The organism is Oscillospiraceae bacterium (assembly GCA_015068645.1).
Classification (GTDB): Bacteria; Bacillota; Clostridia; order UMGS1840; family UMGS1840; genus SIG452.
The window spans coordinates 95,878-115,025 of record SVKD01000003.1; the positions used below are offsets into that span (position 1 = coordinate 95,878).

Annotated in this window: 14 protein-coding genes; all 14 read left to right on the forward strand. The window is 42.3% G+C overall.

The features are described from left to right. Nucleotides 1-46: 46 nt before the first annotated feature. The 14 genes from lysS (at nucleotide 47) to E7413_02185 (ending at nucleotide 19,141) form a co-directional block, all read left to right on the forward strand. Nucleotides 47-1,579, forward strand: coding sequence for a lysine--tRNA ligase (gene lysS / locus E7413_02120; protein MBE7018658.1), 1,533 nt, complete (start codon nucleotides 47-49; stop codon nucleotides 1,577-1,579). A 223-nt stretch (nucleotides 1,580-1,802) separates the two neighbouring features. Continuing rightward, complete coding sequence (locus E7413_02125; GenBank protein ID MBE7018659.1) at nucleotides 1,803-2,729, forward strand: hypothetical protein; 927 nt, start codon at nucleotides 1,803-1,805, stop codon at nucleotides 2,727-2,729. Nucleotides 2,730-2,778: 49 nt separating this feature from the next. Next, entirely contained in the window at nucleotides 2,779-3,954 is a 1,176-nt protein-coding gene (locus E7413_02130) for a hypothetical protein (protein MBE7018660.1), read from the forward strand. Between the two features lie 309 nt (nucleotides 3,955-4,263). Next, nucleotides 4,264-4,869, forward strand: coding sequence for a hypothetical protein (locus E7413_02135; GenBank protein ID MBE7018661.1), 606 nt, complete (start codon nucleotides 4,264-4,266; stop codon nucleotides 4,867-4,869). Nucleotides 4,870-5,121: 252 nt separating this feature from the next. Next, entirely contained in the window at nucleotides 5,122-5,982 is an 861-nt protein-coding gene (locus tag E7413_02140) for a hypothetical protein (protein ID MBE7018662.1), read from the forward strand. Nucleotides 5,983-6,039: 57 nt separating this feature from the next. Further along, nucleotides 6,040-7,791, forward strand: coding sequence for a hypothetical protein (locus E7413_02145; GenBank protein MBE7018663.1), 1,752 nt, complete (start codon nucleotides 6,040-6,042; stop codon nucleotides 7,789-7,791). Nucleotides 7,792-8,000: 209 nt separating this feature from the next. After that, nucleotides 8,001-8,564 (forward strand): sugar transferase, encoded by a 564-nt coding sequence (locus tag E7413_02150; GenBank protein ID MBE7018664.1) that lies wholly within the window; start codon nucleotides 8,001-8,003, stop codon nucleotides 8,562-8,564. Further along, on the forward strand, nucleotides 8,564-9,406 hold the full coding sequence (locus tag E7413_02155) for a glycosyltransferase (GenBank protein ID MBE7018665.1): 843 nt from the start codon (nucleotides 8,564-8,566) through the stop codon (nucleotides 9,404-9,406). The genes E7413_02150 and E7413_02155 overlap by 1 nt, the downstream gene beginning before the upstream one ends. Then, entirely contained in the window at nucleotides 9,399-10,478 is a 1,080-nt protein-coding gene (locus E7413_02160; protein MBE7018666.1) for a glycosyltransferase, read from the forward strand. The genes E7413_02155 and E7413_02160 overlap by 8 nt, the downstream gene beginning before the upstream one ends. Before the next feature lie 27 nt (nucleotides 10,479-10,505). Further along, nucleotides 10,506-11,639, forward strand: coding sequence for a hypothetical protein (locus E7413_02165; protein ID MBE7018667.1), 1,134 nt, complete (start codon nucleotides 10,506-10,508; stop codon nucleotides 11,637-11,639). 15 nt (nucleotides 11,640-11,654) lie between these two features. Further along, nucleotides 11,655-12,665, forward strand: coding sequence for a glycosyltransferase family 2 protein (locus tag E7413_02170; GenBank protein MBE7018668.1), 1,011 nt, complete (start codon nucleotides 11,655-11,657; stop codon nucleotides 12,663-12,665). 21 nt (nucleotides 12,666-12,686) lie between these two features. Next, a complete protein-coding gene (locus E7413_02175; protein MBE7018669.1) occupies nucleotides 12,687-13,520 on the forward strand; it encodes a LicD family protein in 834 nt (277 codons plus the stop codon). Then, the gene (locus E7413_02180; protein ID MBE7018670.1) at nucleotides 13,408-14,928 is read left to right on the forward strand and encodes a hypothetical protein; all 1,521 of its coding nucleotides are present in this window, start codon (nucleotides 13,408-13,410) and stop codon (nucleotides 14,926-14,928) included. The genes E7413_02175 and E7413_02180 overlap by 113 nt, the downstream gene beginning before the upstream one ends. Before the next feature lie 37 nt (nucleotides 14,929-14,965). After that, entirely contained in the window at nucleotides 14,966-19,141 is a 4,176-nt protein-coding gene (locus E7413_02185) for a hypothetical protein (GenBank protein MBE7018671.1), read from the forward strand. The last annotated feature ends 7 nt before the right edge of the window (nucleotides 19,142-19,148 follow it).

Genomic DNA, 19,148 nt, shown 5'->3' on the forward strand with positions numbered 1-19,148 from the left:
GCACCTCATTTTTTCTAACGATTCCAAAGAGAAAGGAAGAATCACGATGGAAGAAAAAGAATTATCACAGCTGTTGCAGGTAAGAAGAGACAAGCTTTCCGAGCTTCAGGCAGAAGGCAGAGACCCCTTCCAGATTACCAAGTATGACCGTACTCATACCACCAAACAGATTACCGAAGGTTACACCACCGAAGAAAGAACCATCACCGTAAGAGAAGAAGAACAGCAGATTACTGCCAAAATCTCTCCCTTAGACGGACAGACCGTATCCGTTGCCGGCAGAATCATGTCCAAACGCGGTATGGGTAAAGTTGGTTTTATCCATATTGCAGATATTGACGGTCAGATTCAGTTGTTTGTGAAAAAAGATGTGCTGGGCGAAGACGAATACAATCATTTCAAAAAACTGGATACCGGTGACATTATCGGTGCAGTTGGCGTGGTATTTACCACCCAGACCGGTGAAATCTCCGTAAGAGCAGAAAAAATCACCCTTCTCTCTAAATCTTTACAGCCCTTGCCCGAAAAATTCCACGGTATGACCAACACCGACTTAAGATACCGTCAGCGTTATACCGACCTGATTATGAACCGTGACGTAAAGGACACCTTTATCAAACGTTCCAAAATCATTTCCACCATCCGTAAATACTTAGACGGTCAGGGATTTTTGGAAGTGGAAACTCCTATGCTGGTTTCCAATGCGGGCGGTGCGGCAGCGCGTCCCTTCTTAACTCATTCCAATGCATTGGGCGAAGAATTTAAATTAAGAATTTCTTTGGAATTATACTTAAAACGTCTGATTGTTGGCGGTTTGGAACGAGTGTACGAAATCGGCAGAGTATTCCGTAACGAAGGTGTTGACACCCGTCATAACCCCGAATTCACCTTAATGGAATTATATCAGGCATACACCGATTATCACGGTATGATGGACTTAACCGAAAATCTGTACCGTCACGTGGCACAGGAAGTGTTAGGCACTACCAAAATCGTGTATAACGGCATCGAAATGGATTTAGGTCAGCCTTTCGAAAGAATCACCATGTTAGACGCTGTGAAAAAATATTCTGGTGTTGATTTCAACGAAATCCACACTCAGGAAGAAGCTCAGGCAGTGGCAAAAGAACACCACGTGGAATTTGAAAAACACCATAAGAAAGGTGACATCTTGAATCTGTTCTTTGAAGAATTTGTTGAAGATCACTTAATTCAGCCCACCTTTGTTATGGATCACCCCGTGGAAATTTCTCCCTTAACCAAAAAGAAACCCGAAAATCCCGACTATGTGGAACGTTTCGAGTTCTTTATGAACGGTTGGGAAATGGCAAATGCGTACTCCGAGTTAAACGACCCCATCGACCAGAGAGAACGTTTCAAAGCACAGGAAGAACTGCTCTCCTTGGGTGATGAAGAAGCAAACACCACCGACGAAGACTTTATGAATGCGTTGGAAATCGGTATGGCTCCCACCGGCGGTATCGGATTTGGTATCGACCGTATGTGTATGTTATTAACCGACTCTTTGGCAATCCGCGATGTGCTCTTGTTCCCCACCATGAAAAGTCTGGATAAATAATATTGAAAAAGCAAAAAACACTGTCACAAATTGTGGCAGTGTTTTTTTAGTAACTGCTATGTACTACCCCTTCGAGGTTTTCCAACAAAATTCTGCCCATATATTGAATTTTTTAGCAGTTGGTGTTATAATAAAAAATAATGATAGGACATTTTCTTCATAAAATGATTCCGACTCTCCCAAAAATCTTTTCCCAACATCAATCATATAACGAGGTGACACGATGAATAACCAACAAAACAAAAACAAAAACAAACTAAAGTTGATTCTGCTGGTTCTGCTTTGTATTTTATGTGTACTGCTTGCCTTATTTCTCGGCATTGTGGTAGGCAAAAACCGTCAGAAGACAGTCACTACTGCTCCTGCAGTAAACCAAAATCAAACCGCAACAAACAATGCAGACAATGCTGCGAATGCTATTCCAAACGAAAGTGGCAAAAGAGAAATCTCCCCTAGCAACACCGAACCCCCTTCCAAAGATACCGCAACCTCTGTTTCGGATGAAAATAATCAAGGAGAAACTGCTCCTGCCGACACCGGCAATCAATCGGAAATTGACTTAAGCGGTGAACCGGTTGCCACCTTATATCAGGATGGCGGAAAAACCTATACAGTTCCGTTAGAGGAAGTTTCTGCCTACATAGAAGCGGGATGGCGACCTCTTCACAAATATTTGTTTGAAGCCTCTTTCGACGACGTGCAAAGCCATTTCGGCTCCCTGAGCCTGGTATCACGTCATGAAGGTTCCGCTGACAGCGGTGATATCCCTACCAATGATTATTCCAATAGTAAAAACAGCCTTTTACACATTCCCAAGATTTCCTACTGGCCTCAGTATATGGAATGCGTATACTTGGAATTAAAGCTGAAGGATGCATTTCCCTTCCTGGCATTATATGCAGATTCCAACGGAAACCTGAGCGCCGCAGATGTGAACGAAGCATTCGGAAATTCAGGAATATACGGTCCCGATTACCGTGTAACAGATGAGGCAAACAGTGCGTTTGGAACCTTTGATCACCTGAACCTCCGTCACGGAGATGACCATTACAGTTTTGTATATGATGATATGTTTGCAACCATCTCTATCGACGAATTGGGATATATTAACATCAACACCTCAATATGCAGCTTCTGCACTATCCCGTAAAAGGAACTTTCAACGAATTTCTAAATAACAACTGATTCGAGGTAACTTTATGAATAATCAACAGCCAAATTGGCAATCCACACCCCCATCGGGCAATAACAAAGGCTTAAAGGGAATTATCATTGCATGCATTTGTGTGCTGGCGATTTTACTAATCGTGTTAATCAGTCTGCTGTTTCAAAACCAATACCCCAAAGTATTTTATCAGTTAGCAGGCAAAACACCCGTTACCGAAACAACTGATAAAACTACAACAAAAACGCCAAACAACAATAGCAACAGTGGCGCACCCGATTATGAGCAGAAGCTTTCTCAAACAATTTACCACGATTTTAACGGATCCCCAATTTATTTTGAAAACCGAACCTATTACGATAGCGGTTTATTGTGCAGCACTACCTTATACACCGTTAATCAAATAGGAAGATCTGCCGACGTTTACTATTCTCCACAGTACACCTTTTTATACCTGTATAACGAAAAAGGGCAACAGATAAATCGGGTTTACGGTGCTTTGGGCTCTACTCCGTCTTATGACAATAGCGGATACACCATTGAACTGTTCAGCGAATACGATGAAAACCGAACAGAAACCATCATTAGTCCGCTATCAGACAATATCAATCAGGAACAGTTCGGCGTGGACCCTTCAAAAACACAGGAAATCTACGGAGAATACACAACAATCCCTGCCAACACGTCTGAAAATTGGGCAACCACCTATCTTAATAAAGTGCTGCCCAATATTGACACAACAGATATGACTGTGTGCAGCCTACTTCATATTGATGATAACGGCATCCCGGAAGTATGGTTTGATCACGGCTACAGTTATGCGGGAGAAGAAATTTTCACCGCAAGAAACAGCGAAGTAGCTAACGCTAAGCTAAGCTCACTCCGTTGGGTAAAACAAACGGGAAAATTCTTGGATGCGGGTGGCCGTATGGATGTTTACCTCGATAATGTTTATGAAATAAAAGACGGCTCCTTTATCTGCACAGACAAAGGGAATTACGGCGCAAAAGATAACAGTCGTGTGGAAATTGATGCAAACGGAGAACCCATTTACAGCTACTATTGGAATGATACAGAAGTTTCCAAAGAAGTCTATACCAAAAATTTAAAAGCTGTATTCCCCGATGCAAATCTTCCCAGAAACCTCCCCAATATCTTTACCCTTGACCAATTAACAACATTATTAGAACATGTTGCCAATGCCGACTAAATACACATCAATTTTTTATTTTACTCTCAAAAAAGGACTGAATTCACAATGAAATTCAGTCCTTTTTTTATACCACTTGTTTTATCATCACAAATTCCACTTTTTTATCGGGATGCATTGCTTTTACCTGCTTTTTGGCTTCGGTTTTGGTTTCGGCATCCACCACAATACGGTCAATTTTGCCATCGATTTCCACGATAATTTCATAGGATTTCAATCGGGTTACACCTCCTTGACAGGTTGGTTTAAAACATCAGAATTTTCTCTATTGTACTCCCATAACTTCCATTTGTCAACTTTTTTCTGTAATTGTATCATATCCGATATTTCAAAAAAACAAAAAACATCCGTTTACAAAATCGAACATTCTTCGACCAATGCAAAGAGCTGACAAAAGAAGAATACGAACGGCTTCTTTCTACAGCGCTCCACATGAAAAAACATCGGCTGTTCCTAATCCTTCAAACAATTTGCTCGACGGGAATCCGTGTTTCTGAGTTGAAATATATCACGGTATCAGCCATAGAAAAAGGATATACAACTGTTCACTGCAAGGCAAAAATTCGAATGGTAATTCTTCCGGATAAACTATGTAATATTCTCTCCTCTTATTGTAAAGAAAAGCAAATTAAAAGTGGCTCAGTTTTTATCTCAAATCGCGGAAATCCGCTGGATCGAAGCAACATATGGTCGGAAATGAAGGAACTTTGCGATAAAGCACAAGTGCCTTGCATAAAAGTGTTTCCGCATAACCTCAGGCACCTGTTTGCACGCACTTATTATTCTTGCCAAAATGATGTGGTACGTCTTGCCGATATTTTAGGACACTCCAATATTAACACCACACGGATTTATACCATGGAAAGTGGAGAAATTCATCGTAATCAAAGTCAAAATTTGGGCCTGATTCGTTAACAAAACAACGCCACAACATAATTTTCATTATGTTGTTGAAAATAAGATAAATTGCTTACATACACATGTTCTTTAGAACAAAAACAAGCCGGAATGAGAAAAAGTTTTGACTTTTTTTTTCGTAATTTGAAAATACATTGACTTTTGCAAACAAAAGTGCTATACTATAGTTGTATAGCTTGGATAAGTTTACCTTTTTTACCACATCATGAAAATTATGTGGTAAAAAACCAAAATAAAGGAGTTTTCCGTATGAGAGAAAAAAAGGCGAAAAATAAAAACTCCAAAAAGAAAAAATGGTGGATAATTTTACTCATTCTTCTTGTACTATCCGTGGTTCTTTTGATTGGCGGTATCCATTTTTACCGTCATAACCAACGAACCATTGATGCGATCAGGCTGGCAAATCAGGAAGGGGAAGAAGGGTTAGAGCAAAAACAAAAAGAATTAACCGACGTATTTCACGAAACGGTGCTAAATATCCCCGATTCTCATTCAGAAATCTTAAACGAGCGTGACCACCGCAAATTAAAAGGCGGCGATCTAACTCCGGAACAAACCGCTGAAATTTTTGCAGAGGCAAGAAAACGCGCTGGAATTGAATTGGATGAAAATGGTTCTCCCATCACAAATTCCGAAGAATCCGACGCACAAAACACTGCAGAGGATTCGACAACTGATACAGTCGCCACCCCCCAATCTCAAGAAACCCAATCAACCGAAACAAATCAAGACAGTGAATCCCAAACTGAAACTTCCGCTGTTGAATATACCAATATCGACGCTTTGATTGAAGACTTTTATGTGCTGAAATCAAAATATCTAACAGGGTTGGAAGGAGTGCTTCGCCAAGGGAAAAATGAATGGCGCGCCAAGCCAAAATCAGAGCATACACTAACTGCCAGATTTCAGATGGCACAAAAATGCATGAGCTGGGGCACTGCTTTGGAGGTTCAATGTGATGCCGAAATGAACATGCTGTTGGCAGAGCTGGAAAGTGCACTGATTGCCAACGGAGAAAGCACCGCGCTTGTGGGTCAAATCAGAAGTTTATACGAACAGGAAAAAAGCGTCAAACGAGCAGCGCTGATTGGGGAATATTATCCCAAATAATATTGCCCACCTTATCTATTGCAACAAATCATATCAAATAAAAAGGAGTCTTTCATCATGATGAAAAAGTTTTCTTGTGTATTGCTGGCTGTCATGCTGTTGTTCCAACTGGGAACCTCCGTTTTTGCAGCAAGCTACCATGACAATGTGAATGTTTCCGCTACTCTGCAGGTAGCACCCGCAGGAACCCCTATGTCAGAATCCACCCCCAATGCCGCTTCCGTGTCTAAAACAACTGCAGAACCTTTCCCGGCATTTGATTTCAGATGTATTCTGAATATGGAACCTGTTCGCACCAAATTTAACGACTATTACGCAAACTGGATTTCCATTTTAAACTATGTGGGTCCTTCTGACAGAATCGATGCGTTGAACACTGAACTGCAAGCAATGCATATTACCGGTTCTTTCACCGTAGAATTTACTTATCCCAACACGATGGTAATGCCTGCTGAATTTTTGGTAGATAACCAGATGGTTGGCTTTGATGACAATGCTAAACTGATTTTCGGTAACGATACCCGTACCGTAACCAACGGCATCAACACCAATACCTTAACCATTACCGTTTCTGTGGTTGGCGTTGATGATAATGGCACCCGTCCCGGTTATGTGTTGGCAAGTGACCTCTTTGCCAACAAAGATACCTATCTGGCAGACTTCAATGTAACCCTGCCCAATATCGGAACCACCGGTTACGGCGACCATCCCGTGTCCGGCAAATTAACCGGTATCACCTTAGCAACCGGCGATACCACTGATTTAACCATCAACTATCAGACCAATCCTGAATATGCAACTGCAACTGCAACCGTTACCGAAAAAGGTAACCGTCCGGTTCCCACCAGCGCCCCCATTCCCACCAGCACTCCCATTCCCACCAGCACTCCCGCTCCCGACGAAGTCAAGTATGCAGTAAACTTCTTTGTGAACGGTGAAACAGCTGACTGCAATCCTGTAACGAAACCGGAAGGCGCAATCGTTTCTTTATCCGATTTACCCATCCCCTACCAGGATGGCTATTCCTTCAACGGTTGGTATACCGATAAAGAACTGACCAAGAAAGTAACGGCTGATTTCCCCCTGACGCAAGATGTGAATCTTTACGGTGCATTTGTAAGAAATCAGAGTGCACGGGAATTAAACGATGTTGACCATTTTGCATACATCATCGGTTACCCCGAAGGTGATGTAAAACCGGAAAATCCCATCACTCGTGAAGAAGTGGCAACTATTTTCTTCCGTTTGTTAAAAGACGATGTCAGAAAAGCTTTGCTGGCGAAAGCCGGCTCCTTCTCCGATGTGGATGCCGACCGTTGGTCCAACACTGCGATTTCCACCTTGGCAGCCGGCAATTTTATCCATGGTTATGAAGACGGCGCCTTCCGTCCCAATGCCACCATTACCAGAGCAGAATTTGCAACCATCGCTTCCCGTTTGGATACTATGATGGAAAACCCCACGCATAACTTTACCGACCTGAACGGTCACTGGGCAGAGCAATCCGTTGCCAATGCCGTGGCAAAAGGCTGGATTACCGGTTATGAAGACGGCACCTTCCGTCCCGATCAGCAAATTACCCGTGCAGAAGCAGTTACCGTAATCAACAGAATGCTGAATCGTTATCTGCATCAAGACGGTACTCATAAAGATGCCAATATCTGGCCCGATAATCCTCAGGATGCTTGGTATCACTTAGCAATTATTGAAGCCACCAACGGCCACGATTACGACAGAAATGAAAATTCCGTTTATGAAAACTGGTCGAATTTAAGAGAAAATCCCAACTGGAAAGCGTTAGAAGATTAAAGTATGATTGTTCCGTAGCTGACCAAGCGGTCAGCTACGGAGATAAAAAGCCATCCGATGATTCCTTGAATGGCAAAACGTAAGGATAGGGTTTTATTATGAACTTATTGCATAAAAATGCCACTACCCCCCTTCCCCGGATTGAGGAACATAAAAACACATATCTGATTAAAGAAACCAAACCCGCAGGTGGGTTTGGTTTTTGTGCATTGAAACGCTTGTTTGACATTGTTTTTGCCTTGGTTTTCGGCATCATCATGTTGCCTGCGATGCTGGTGATTGCCTTACTGATTAAATTGGATTCTCCCGGAAAAGTGTTCTATATCCAGGAGCGTGTGGGCAAAAACGGAAAATCGTTTAAAATGCTGAAATTCCGAACAATGATTGCCAATGCGGAAAAAGGAATTCCCGTTTGGGCAGACACAAACGACCCCCGTTGCACCAAACTTGGCAGAAAGCTGCGAAGTTGTCGCTTGGATGAGCTCCCCCAGATGTGGAACATTTTATTGGGGCATATGAGCGTGGTTGGCCCCCGCCCCGAACGACAATGTTTCTATGATGAATTCGAAATTTATATCCACGGTTTCAAACATCGCCTGGCTGTAAAACCCGGGCTCACCGGACTGGCGCAGGTAAACGGAGGATATGATTTACTCCCCGAAGAAAAAATCGTGTATGATATGGAATATATTAAACGCCGTAATTTATGGCTGGATATCAAAATCATTTTTAAAACCATTAAAGTAATCTTAAAAAAAGAGGGCGTGAAATAGTGAACTATTCAGTGCTGATGTCAATATACCATAAAGAACAGCCGGAATTTTTTCAGGCTGCTGTTGAAAGTATGCTGAATCAGACTGTTCCCCCTTCCGACTTTGTAATTGTTTGCGACGGTGCTTTAACCAAAGAATTAGATGCAGTGATTGCAGCATTTTGCCAAACCAATCCCCAACTGTTTCAAATTATCCGTTTACCAGAAAACCAAGGCTTGGGGCTTGCCTTAAAAGAAGGACTTCCCCACTGTAGAGAAGCATTGGTTGCTCGTATGGATTCAGACGATATTGCAACGAAAGACCGTATGCACAAACAACTGCAATTCTTAAAAGAGCATCCCGAAATCAGCGTGGTTGGTGCTCAGATTGCAGAATTTGAAGAAACCCCCGACCGGATTATCCGGTATCGGATGGTTCCCGAATATCAAAAAGATATTCTTCACAAACTGAAATTTTCCAATCCTGTAAACCATGTAACTACCGTGTTTCGAAAAGAACATGTATTAAACGCGGGAAGTTATCCCGATCATCCCGGCTTTGAAGACTATCATCTTTGGACAAAGCTGTTATCAGAAGGATATGTATTCCACAATCTTCCCGATACCTGCTGTTTTGTACGGGCAGATGCCCACATGTTAAAACGACGTGACGGTTGGACCTATTTTAAAAACACAGTAAAAATGGAAAAACTGCTTCGGAAAAAGAAACTGATTTCTCCCTGGCAGTATCTTGTGAATATCACCGTCCGATTCGGGGGCACTGTTTTGCTTCCTCACGGACTCAGAAAAAAATTATTCTCAAAATTGATGAGAAAGCAACCTGCAAAAGAACAAAATGCTTAGGAGAATTCCTATGGTACTTCTACATATCGCACATATCGAAACCGCCATCGTGGGCGGTGTGAATATCGCAGTGCCTAAAATGGTGCATGCTCAAAAAGAGTTTGCCACCGTAGGTATCATAAACTTAACAGGAGAACCAATTGAATCTGTACCCACCTTCTGTTTGGAAGATTTCTTTCACAAAAAAATACCCGAACCCTTTCAAAAACCTGATCTGGTAATTTTTCACGAAGTGTATCGTCCCCCGTTTTTAAAACTTGCCTCTTTTTTCAAAAAAGAGAATATTCCTTATATCGTGATTCCTCACGGTTGTATGACAAAAACGGCACAACAAAAGAAAATTTTAAAAAAAATTGCAGCAAATCTGTTATTATTTGGTCACTTTTTAAAAAATGCCGCTTCCATTCAGTACTTATCCCACAGGGAACAGAATCAATCTGCATTTTCCTATCCCTCGCTGGTGTTGCCAAATGGAATCAAAATCCCCGAAGAATCCAAAACGACTTCCTTATCCAAACCGATCAGATTTCTGTATATCGGACGCTTGGAAATTGGCATCAAAGGATTTGATCTGATGCTAGGCGCAATTAACCTGCAAAAAGAAACCATGCGAGATGCATGCGCAATCCTGACGATTCACGGTCCCGAAGACGATTCTTCCCGTGAAGAACTACAAAAACTCATTGAACGCTACGAAATTTCAGATATTGTTCATCTGCAAGGAGAAGTGTGGGGAGAAAACAAGAAAAAAGCCTTTCTTTCTTCCGATTATTTTATCCAGACCTCTCGTAGCGAAGGAATGCCAATGGGTCTTTTAGAAGCCTTAGCTCACGGATTACCCGTAATTGTAACCGAAGGAACAGGCTTTGCAGAACTTGTGAATGAAAATCACTGCGGTTTTGGTTGCCAAACCACCCCAGAAGACATTGCACTTGCCGTCCAAAAGGCAATTACGCAACAATGCAATTATCCCGCGCAATCCCAACGTGCAAGAGCGCTGATTCAAGATAATTTTGAAGAAAAAGCAGTAGCAAAAAAAACAATTACCGCTTACCAAACTCTTCTTACATAAATTTTAAACCGATGAAAGGATGCCCCTATGTTTCTCATTGAGCGACTGATTGGCGTCAGCATTTACAGCTATATTTTAATTATGATCTGTTTGCTGATTGCCTTTTCCAATATCAAGTGCAAAAACATATTGCGACTGTATCTGTTGCTGTTGGGCGGCATGGGCTTCTTTTACTACCCCTATATCACCGCCGATTTGTACCGCATTTACGAAGCGATGGAATGGTACGCCACCTTTAGCTTCCCTCAGTTTTACGAAACACTGGTGGTCACCTCCTCCGTCCCCACGTCCCGAATTTTGTTCTGGCTTGTCGGGAAAACCGGGATTGTGGAACTCTTGCCGTTAATTTCGGCAATACTCTCTTATTCTTTGATTTTTTACATTTTAGAAAAATCCAGTAAACGATTTCATATCTCCAGACCAAATTTTGCCGTAACACTGTTTTTCTTAATGAGCGGCTCCATTTACGTTTCCGTAATTGGTGGAATCCGTATGATGTTGGCGCTTTCAATCATTTCATTCTGTTTTTATCGGGAAACAGTGGAAAAGAAAAAGTTACCACTACATATCCCATTGTATATCATTGCCGTGTTTATGCACGATATGGCTCTGATTGTAACTGCAATCAGAATCGTAACCTCCATTTTTGACAAAAGAAAATCCCCAACAAAAAAACTGCTTATTGTGCTGGGAATTTTTGCAATGTTTTTAGCAGCAATCGTATTATTCCGATATAAATTTGACAGTGTGTTTGAAAAATCCGCAAGTTATCTTTCCGATACCGGTTATTATGACCTTTGGGAATATCTGATGGGCGGAATTTATGTCTTATTTTTTCTATTTCTGTCTGTCAAATTCAAGCCTCTCAGAAAACAATATCTGGAGCTGAACTGCTATTATATGGCAGCAGGAATCGGCAGTTTATTTGCGATTTTATTCTGCTATGACTTTTCTATTTTTTATCGGTGTATCGGACACTTGGTTCCCATTCTGATGTTGCCCGTATTGATGATTGTGTTAGAACACGCAGGAAAGAATCCCACCGGAAGATTCAAGGTGGTTTCCATCCAATGTGTAGTGCTTTTGGTAAGTTTAGCCCTGCTGTTCATTGGCGGAACCCGTGGTTCCTTAAGCGCTTTGAAATTTTTCGCATTCAGCTAAAGGAGAACAGAAGCTATGACAAACAACCCCTTGTTTTCCATCGTTGTGCCTGCTTATAACAGCGAGCAATTCTTATCGATGTGTATCCGGAGCGTACTCTCTCAGAGCGAATCAGACTTTGAACTGCTGATTGTGGATGACGGTTCTTCCGATAATACTTTATCCATCCTACAAAAATTGTCGCAAACAGATGCTCGCATCAAGGTGTTTCATCAGGAAAACAAAGGACACACCGGTGCCAGAAACACAGGTCTGAAAAACGCCACCGGAGAATATGTTTTATTTTTAGACAGTGATGACGGATTGGAACCCGATGTGTTAAAACAATGTAAAAACGCATTCCAAAAGGATTCCTCCGACATTGTTATCTTCGGAATCTGTCAACACTTCGGCACCAAAACCAAACAGTTTCAGAATCTGGTGCCGGACGGGCATTACAATCTGCAGGACCTCGATAATGCGGTGCTTCCCAACCTGTTGATGGCACCCAATGGAACCTTCACCTTCCCGAAATCCTTAAGCGGAAAAGCATTCCGACGGGAAATAATCAACCCCTGTCAGCTAAAAATTCCTTCTGATATTTTAATGGGAGAAGACGGACTTGCCTTTGTACACGCCGTATTGTTGGCAAAAAGTGTCAGCGTGATTTCCGATGTGAACTATTTATATTACCTAAGAACAGACTCTGTGTCACATCAGAAAGACCCCCTGGCATTTTCCCGATTTACTTCCCTGCTTCAATATTATCAGGAAACGGTTGTTCCCCTTCATCCTTGTATCAGCGAGCAATTTGACCGTTTTGTAATTGCCCAATTAGATACGGCAACACGTTTTTTATTCCGTTCAGGCTGTAGTTTGAAACAATTCAAAAAACAATGGAAGCAAATCACCGCCCCCGATTACATCAAACAAGCTATCCAATCTGCAAAATTCGACCAAAAAGATAAAAAAGGCAGAAAAATGAAACTGAAACATTTTCTGCAACGCCATCAATTATTTTGGCTCAGTAAACTATTGCTGAAATAACCCCTAAAAGGAAGTGAGCTTTTGCAACAAATCACCGAGATTACCAAAATCCAATCCCATCTGGCTGAACTGTTAGCCCATTTTGCCGATTTTTGCAAAAAACATAACCTCACCTTCTTTTTATCCAACGGCACCTTGATCGGAGCTGTCAAATACCAGAACTTTGTTCCCTGGGATGACGACTGCGATGTGATGATGCCAAGAGAAGACTACGATAAGTTCTTAACATTATATAAAGAGCATTATCCTCATGCCAAATATCGTCTGCTTTCCCGGGTAACATCCGAAACCTGGCGAATGCCCTATGCAAAATTATCCGACACCGCAACCCTTTTAAGAGAAGGGGATTATGAATTCGGAGAAGAACTGGGGATTTCTTTAGATATTTTCCCCATAGACCGTTGGCATCCCAACAAAAAAAGAGCAATCTTCCAAACATTTCGGGCAGAGCTTTACAAACGTTTTTTAATCTGTGCCAATGCGCCCTCTTTCCAAACTGAGAAAAAAGGCATCAAACGCTTCATCCTTTGGGGTATTCATATCACAGGAAAGGTATACGGCTGGAAGCGGTTGCAAAAAAAACTTTGCAATATGGCTGAAAAATCCCATAAATACCCCAATACTTACGTGGGCTGTGTGGCATGGTGTTGCCACGGAACAGGTGAAATTCTGCCGTCCTGCGTATTTTCAAACGCCGTGGATGTGACTTTTCAAGGAAAAACCTACCCTGCTCCCGCAGGTTATGACCAATATCTCACCAACTTATACGGAGAATGGAGAAAGGAACTCCCTCCCGAAAAACAAAAATCCAATCACAACATTGAGGTTTTCAAGAAAGATGTCGAAGAAATCTAACGTCCTAAAAAATATGCTGCACGTTGCGTTCTCCCAGGGAATCTCTCTGGCGGCAAGCATTGTGACCAGTATTTTTCTTCCCAAAATTTTAAACGTAAACGATTACGGATTGTTTCGCATTTTCACTTTATACTTAGGGTACACCGCCCTGCTTCATTTCGGCTTTGTAGACGGAATTTTGCTGCGGTTTGCCGGAAACAACTATGAAAGTCTTTCCAAAGAAGAAATGCGCACCTATTCCCGTTTTTATATCACAATGCAGCTGATTGTGGGCGGAATTGTTTGCATAAGCGGAATATTTGTTGCCAACTCGGACTATCGCTTTATCCTCTGGATGTTGGGGATTGACCTTATTGCCATCAATTTGACCTCTTATTATCAGTTTTTATCGCAGGCAACCAAACGATTCCGGGAGTACGCCCTAAAAAATCTGACCCTCTCCGTCTTTAAAACAATTTTCGTATTGGCATTACTCCTTTGCCACACCGGATTTCATTGGCAAATTTCTTACCGCTTTTATCTTTTGTTCTTAGTAATAGCCGACTTGCTGATGCTTCTTTGGTATCTTGTGATTTACCGCAAAATTACCTTTGGAAAAAAACTCCCCCTCTCTGTGCAGAGAAAACCAATTGTTGATTTGTTCCGAACAGGGATTGTGCTGACTGTGGCTTATCAGGTATCACACCTGATTCATATGCTGGACCGCCAGTTTGTCAGTATGCTATACTCCATTGAAACCTATGCGATGTACGCCTTCCCTTATAATCTGGTAACCTTAATTTCCACCATGGTTTCTTCCATTGCCATTGTGATGTTCCCTATGTTAAAAAAATCAAGCAAGGAAGTCCTCGAAAAAAATTATAACACCATTTTATCCGGCGTTTGTTCCATTATCGGTGCTGCTTTGGTGTTATACTATCCGTTGGTGGCATTTATCGGCTGGTTTTTACCCGAGTATATCCCCTCGGTGACCTACTTAAAAATTGTGCTTCCCTGCATTTTATACACAGGCGCCATTTCGGTAGTCATGTTCACCTTTGTGAAAATTTTAAATGAAAATTTCAAGTTTTTTAAAAACAGCCTACTCATTTTAGCCCTTGGATTTGTCACAAACTATATTGCACAGGTAGTATTTCATACCCCCCAGGCAATTTCATTTGCTTCTCTTTTCACAATGGCTGCGTGGTTTGTTTTGGAGGGACATCATTTAAAAAAGATTTTAAACCTTTCCTATTTAAAAGAATTCTTATATGTATTAGCAATTACTGCAGGATTTTTATTGATTGTAAACGTAATTTCCGAACTGTTTTTGGGAATGGGATGCTATCTGATTGTTTTTGCGACAATTACCTTGCTCTTCTATCCCAAACTACCTAAAACAGCGCTGTCTTTTCTTCGAAAAAAATAATAAATTATATAAATTTTAAAAAAAGGAGACGAGAAACGTGAAAAAAGTTTTTCGAAACGCATTAGCACTGGCACTGGTGCTTTGTATGCTCCCCCTGTCTGTTTTTGCAGCCGTGGATTACAATTTGGGTACCACCAACTGTAATTACTACAAGCTGATTTCCAAAACAGACTACAACTTAGCGCCCGGTGCGATTGAATCCGAAATCATCATCAATGATGAAACCGGCAACAACCGAAATGTAATCCACGCCATCGAAGTGGATTTGACCAACCCCAACATTTCTGTGATGCCCACCAGCAAAAACATTTCGGAAACGGTTGATTATACCGATACCGATAACTGGGGTATCCAAACTATGACTGAACAGGCTGCACATGTAGAAAACGACCTGGGCTTAAATGTTGTGGGTGGTATGAACTGTAGCTTAAGCTGGAGCTTTACCCATCCTTACGGTCTGTTAATTTACAACGGCAAAGTGCTGTGTGATAACAGAGCTTCCTGTGACACTTGTGGCGCAGGTCATCCCGGTGGCGGTTATCTTGCCATCACCAAAGACGGAAAAGCGGAACTCCGCGATAAAAACGCACCCTTAACCGGTGACGAATGGATGGCGCAGACCGTTTGCTTTAACTATCTGGTAAGAGATGGTGTTAATCTGCATCCTACCGAAGACCATAAGAGCGACCGTGCTCCCCGTTCTGTAATCGGTATCAAAGCAGACGGTAAATTAGTACTGATGATGAACGATGGTCGTCAGGCTCCCTATTCTGCAGGTTTCACTAACCACGAAATGGCAGAAACCATGATTGCTTTAGGCTGTGTGGATGCCATCAACTGTGACGGTGGCGGTTCCTCCACTTTCTTATCCGAAAGAGAAGGTACCAATGCGTTAACTATGAAATCCAGCCCCTCCGACGGTAGTGAACGTTCCACTCTGTCCGGTATTCTGGTAATTTCCAAAGCAACCAGAGACGGTAAATTCGACCATTTATCTTTAGAAGTATCTGATCCTTATGTAACTCCCGGTTCCACCGTTACCTTCACTGCTACCGGTGCTGACTCTGCCGGCGGTCCTGCAGAAATTCCTGCAGATGTAACCTGGCAGTTAAAAGACGCATCCATGGGTACTGTGGAAAACGGCAAATTTATCTCCAATGGTACTGTTGGAGAAGCTGTGATTCAGGCTGTTTACAATGGTAATGTAGTTGGCGAAGGCACCGTAAACGTAGTCATTCCCGAATCCATTTCCTTTGTTATGGCAAATATTACCGCTCCCTTCGGCAAATCTGTTACTTTAGACGTAACCGCTAAATACGGCTACGCTGACGTAACCTTAAAACCCGAAGATGTAACCTTCACCTTATCCGATAACGCTTTAGGTTCCATCGACGGTATTAAATTCACTGCTCCCAAGGAATCTGAAGTGGTATCCGGTACTGTTACCGCTACTTTGGTTCACAATCCCCAGATTACTGCATCTGCAGGCTTAATGCTGGGCAAAGGCTCCGAAATTGTTTACGACTTTGAAGAAGGTCCCGAAGCAATTGCAAACTGGACTTTGGCCTATAAAGGCGTTTACACTCCCGATAAATATTTCTTCAACGATGAACTGAGCGTTTGTACCAAAGAAGACGGTAAGGTAAGAAACGGTAACTACGCATTCAAATACAAATCCACCTCCAATTCCATCACCTGTATGAACTGGTGTCAGAGTAAATTACAGGGTTGGAGCCTGGATTTAACCGACGCAGTTTCCGTAAGCTTCTGGATGTACATTCCCGAAGGTTCTCACGGTTATGAATGGGACTTCGGCAGTGCAATCCCGGTTGTATTGGGTCACGAATTCAAATACGGCACCGGCTGGCAGTATTTCACCGTTCCCGTAAAAGATATCGGTGCGAATGTAACCAGCTTAAACGAAGTTCGTTTGTATAGAAGTGATACCAACAACACTGCAGACGGTTATTATCACAACGAAAGACCCAACTACTACGCAGACGTTACCTACTATATCGACGATATAACCATTAACTACTCTTCCGCTGTGGAAGATTTTGATGCCCCCATCATTTCTAACGTGCAGGTAGGTCACTCCATGATCGATACCCCTATCGAAATCAACGGACAGACCATTTCTGAAAACGTGGTATCTTTTGTGGCAAATGCAAGAGACGCTATGGATAAAACCAACTACACCGGTTTAGATGCTACCTCCGCAAAAATGTATGTAGATGGCGTTGAAATCCCCTCCACCTGTTCCTCTGCAGGTTACATTGCATCCAACAACGTAACCTTAGCAAACGGCGTACATACCGTTCGTGTGGAAATTTCCGATAACAACGGCAATACCTCTTATCAGGAAAGAACCTTAACCATCGAAAATAGCGCAAACACCTTAGACACCATCCACTATGTAAAAGCAGATGAAACCTTAGAAAACGTTGGTATCGGCTCTTTAGTATGGATGAACTTAGTGTCTGACAACATCGAAAATGTGGACGTTATCACCACCACTTTGGAATTGGATAACAACAATACTTGGGAATTAGACCACATGGTATTGGCAAACGGTTTCTCAGCAGAATACACCATCGACCCCGAAACCAACGATGCAACCATTACCATTACCCGTGAAAACCCCACTGCTCAGACAGGAGAAGCAGTAGTAGCTTCCTTACCCATCAGAGTATGGATTCCTGAATTTATCAACACTACCGGTAGCGAAGATTACAAATCATACCGTCTGGTTTCCGTGATGACCGGCGTTGAAATGGGTCATTTGACCTGCACCGACGGTAACGAAGCAACCTTCGCATCCGAAATTCTGACTACTTCTACCGAATATAACTCTACCCGTCTGACCTCCACCTTCGACAAAGAAGGCTGGCATGTTCACGAAGAAGTGGCATTAGAAGACAAAGCTGCAACCTGTACTGAAGACGGTTACACCGGCAGAACCTTCTGTAATGACTGTAACTCCATTATCACCTGGGGTGAAACCTTAGAAGCAACCGGCCATAACTACACTGTTGTTGGCGGTCAGAACGTATGCGCTAACTGTGGCGAAACCGGTTCCACCGCAAACGGCTGGATCGAAGACGAAAACGGTTGGAAATACTACTTAGAAGGTCAACCTGTATATGGATGGGTAAACTTAGAAGACGGCTGGCATTATTTCCACTCCAATGGCTATGCTGCAAAAGGCACCGTTACCATGAATGGCATTGACTATAAGTTCAAAGGCGAAAAAGGTTTATCCGAAGGTGGCTGGAAATATACCGAAGACGGTAATATGTTCTACTACTGCCACAGATACTACAAACAGACTTGGGCAGAAATTAACGGTGATACCTACTACTTCGACTACCGAGGCATTTGTGCAACCGGCATCACCACCATTGATACGGAAGCTTACGAATTTAGTGAAGACGGTAAACTGATTCGTGCAATTGATGGTGTATTCCTGTATGATGACTATTACTATTATGCAATCGACGGAAAAATCCAGTATGATACCGGTCTGATAAAATGGAACGATGATTACTACTATGTTCGTTTAAACGGCCGTCTGATAACTTGGGCTATCACAATCTCCGAAGACAAAGCTAACGGCTTACTGCCCGAAGGCGATTACGCATTTGGCGCAGACGCTAAAATGATTCTGAAAAACGGTCCTGCTTTAGATGATTACGGCAACCTGTGCTTCTTCATTAATGGTCAGCAGCAGTACGGCATCGGTATGGTAGAATGGAAAGGCGATTTCTATTTCGTTCGTACCAACGGTAAACTGCTTACCTACGAAAGAACCATTGCAGAATCTGAAACCAATGGTTTAATCCCTGCAGGCACCTACCCCTTCGGTGAAGATGGTAAAATGGTACTGCCCAAAGGTACCTGGTTCTACGATGTTGAAACAGAAAAAATGGTAGATTCCTTAGAAAACGTAAACTACCTGCAGGCAAAAGTTACCTTCGAAGGAATCGAAACCGGCACCGCAACCGTATTGGCAGCTCATTACGATAAAACCACCAATGCACTGCTTGAAATGGAATTTATCGATGCCCAAGTGGTTACCACCGAAGGTGCAAACACCACTTACAACACTCCCACAATGACAGTTGGAGAAAGCGAAACCATCAAAATTTATGTTTGGAATTCTACCGGAGAATTAACTCCCGTGATGAGCACTCCTGCAGTGATTTCCAAATAATTCATAA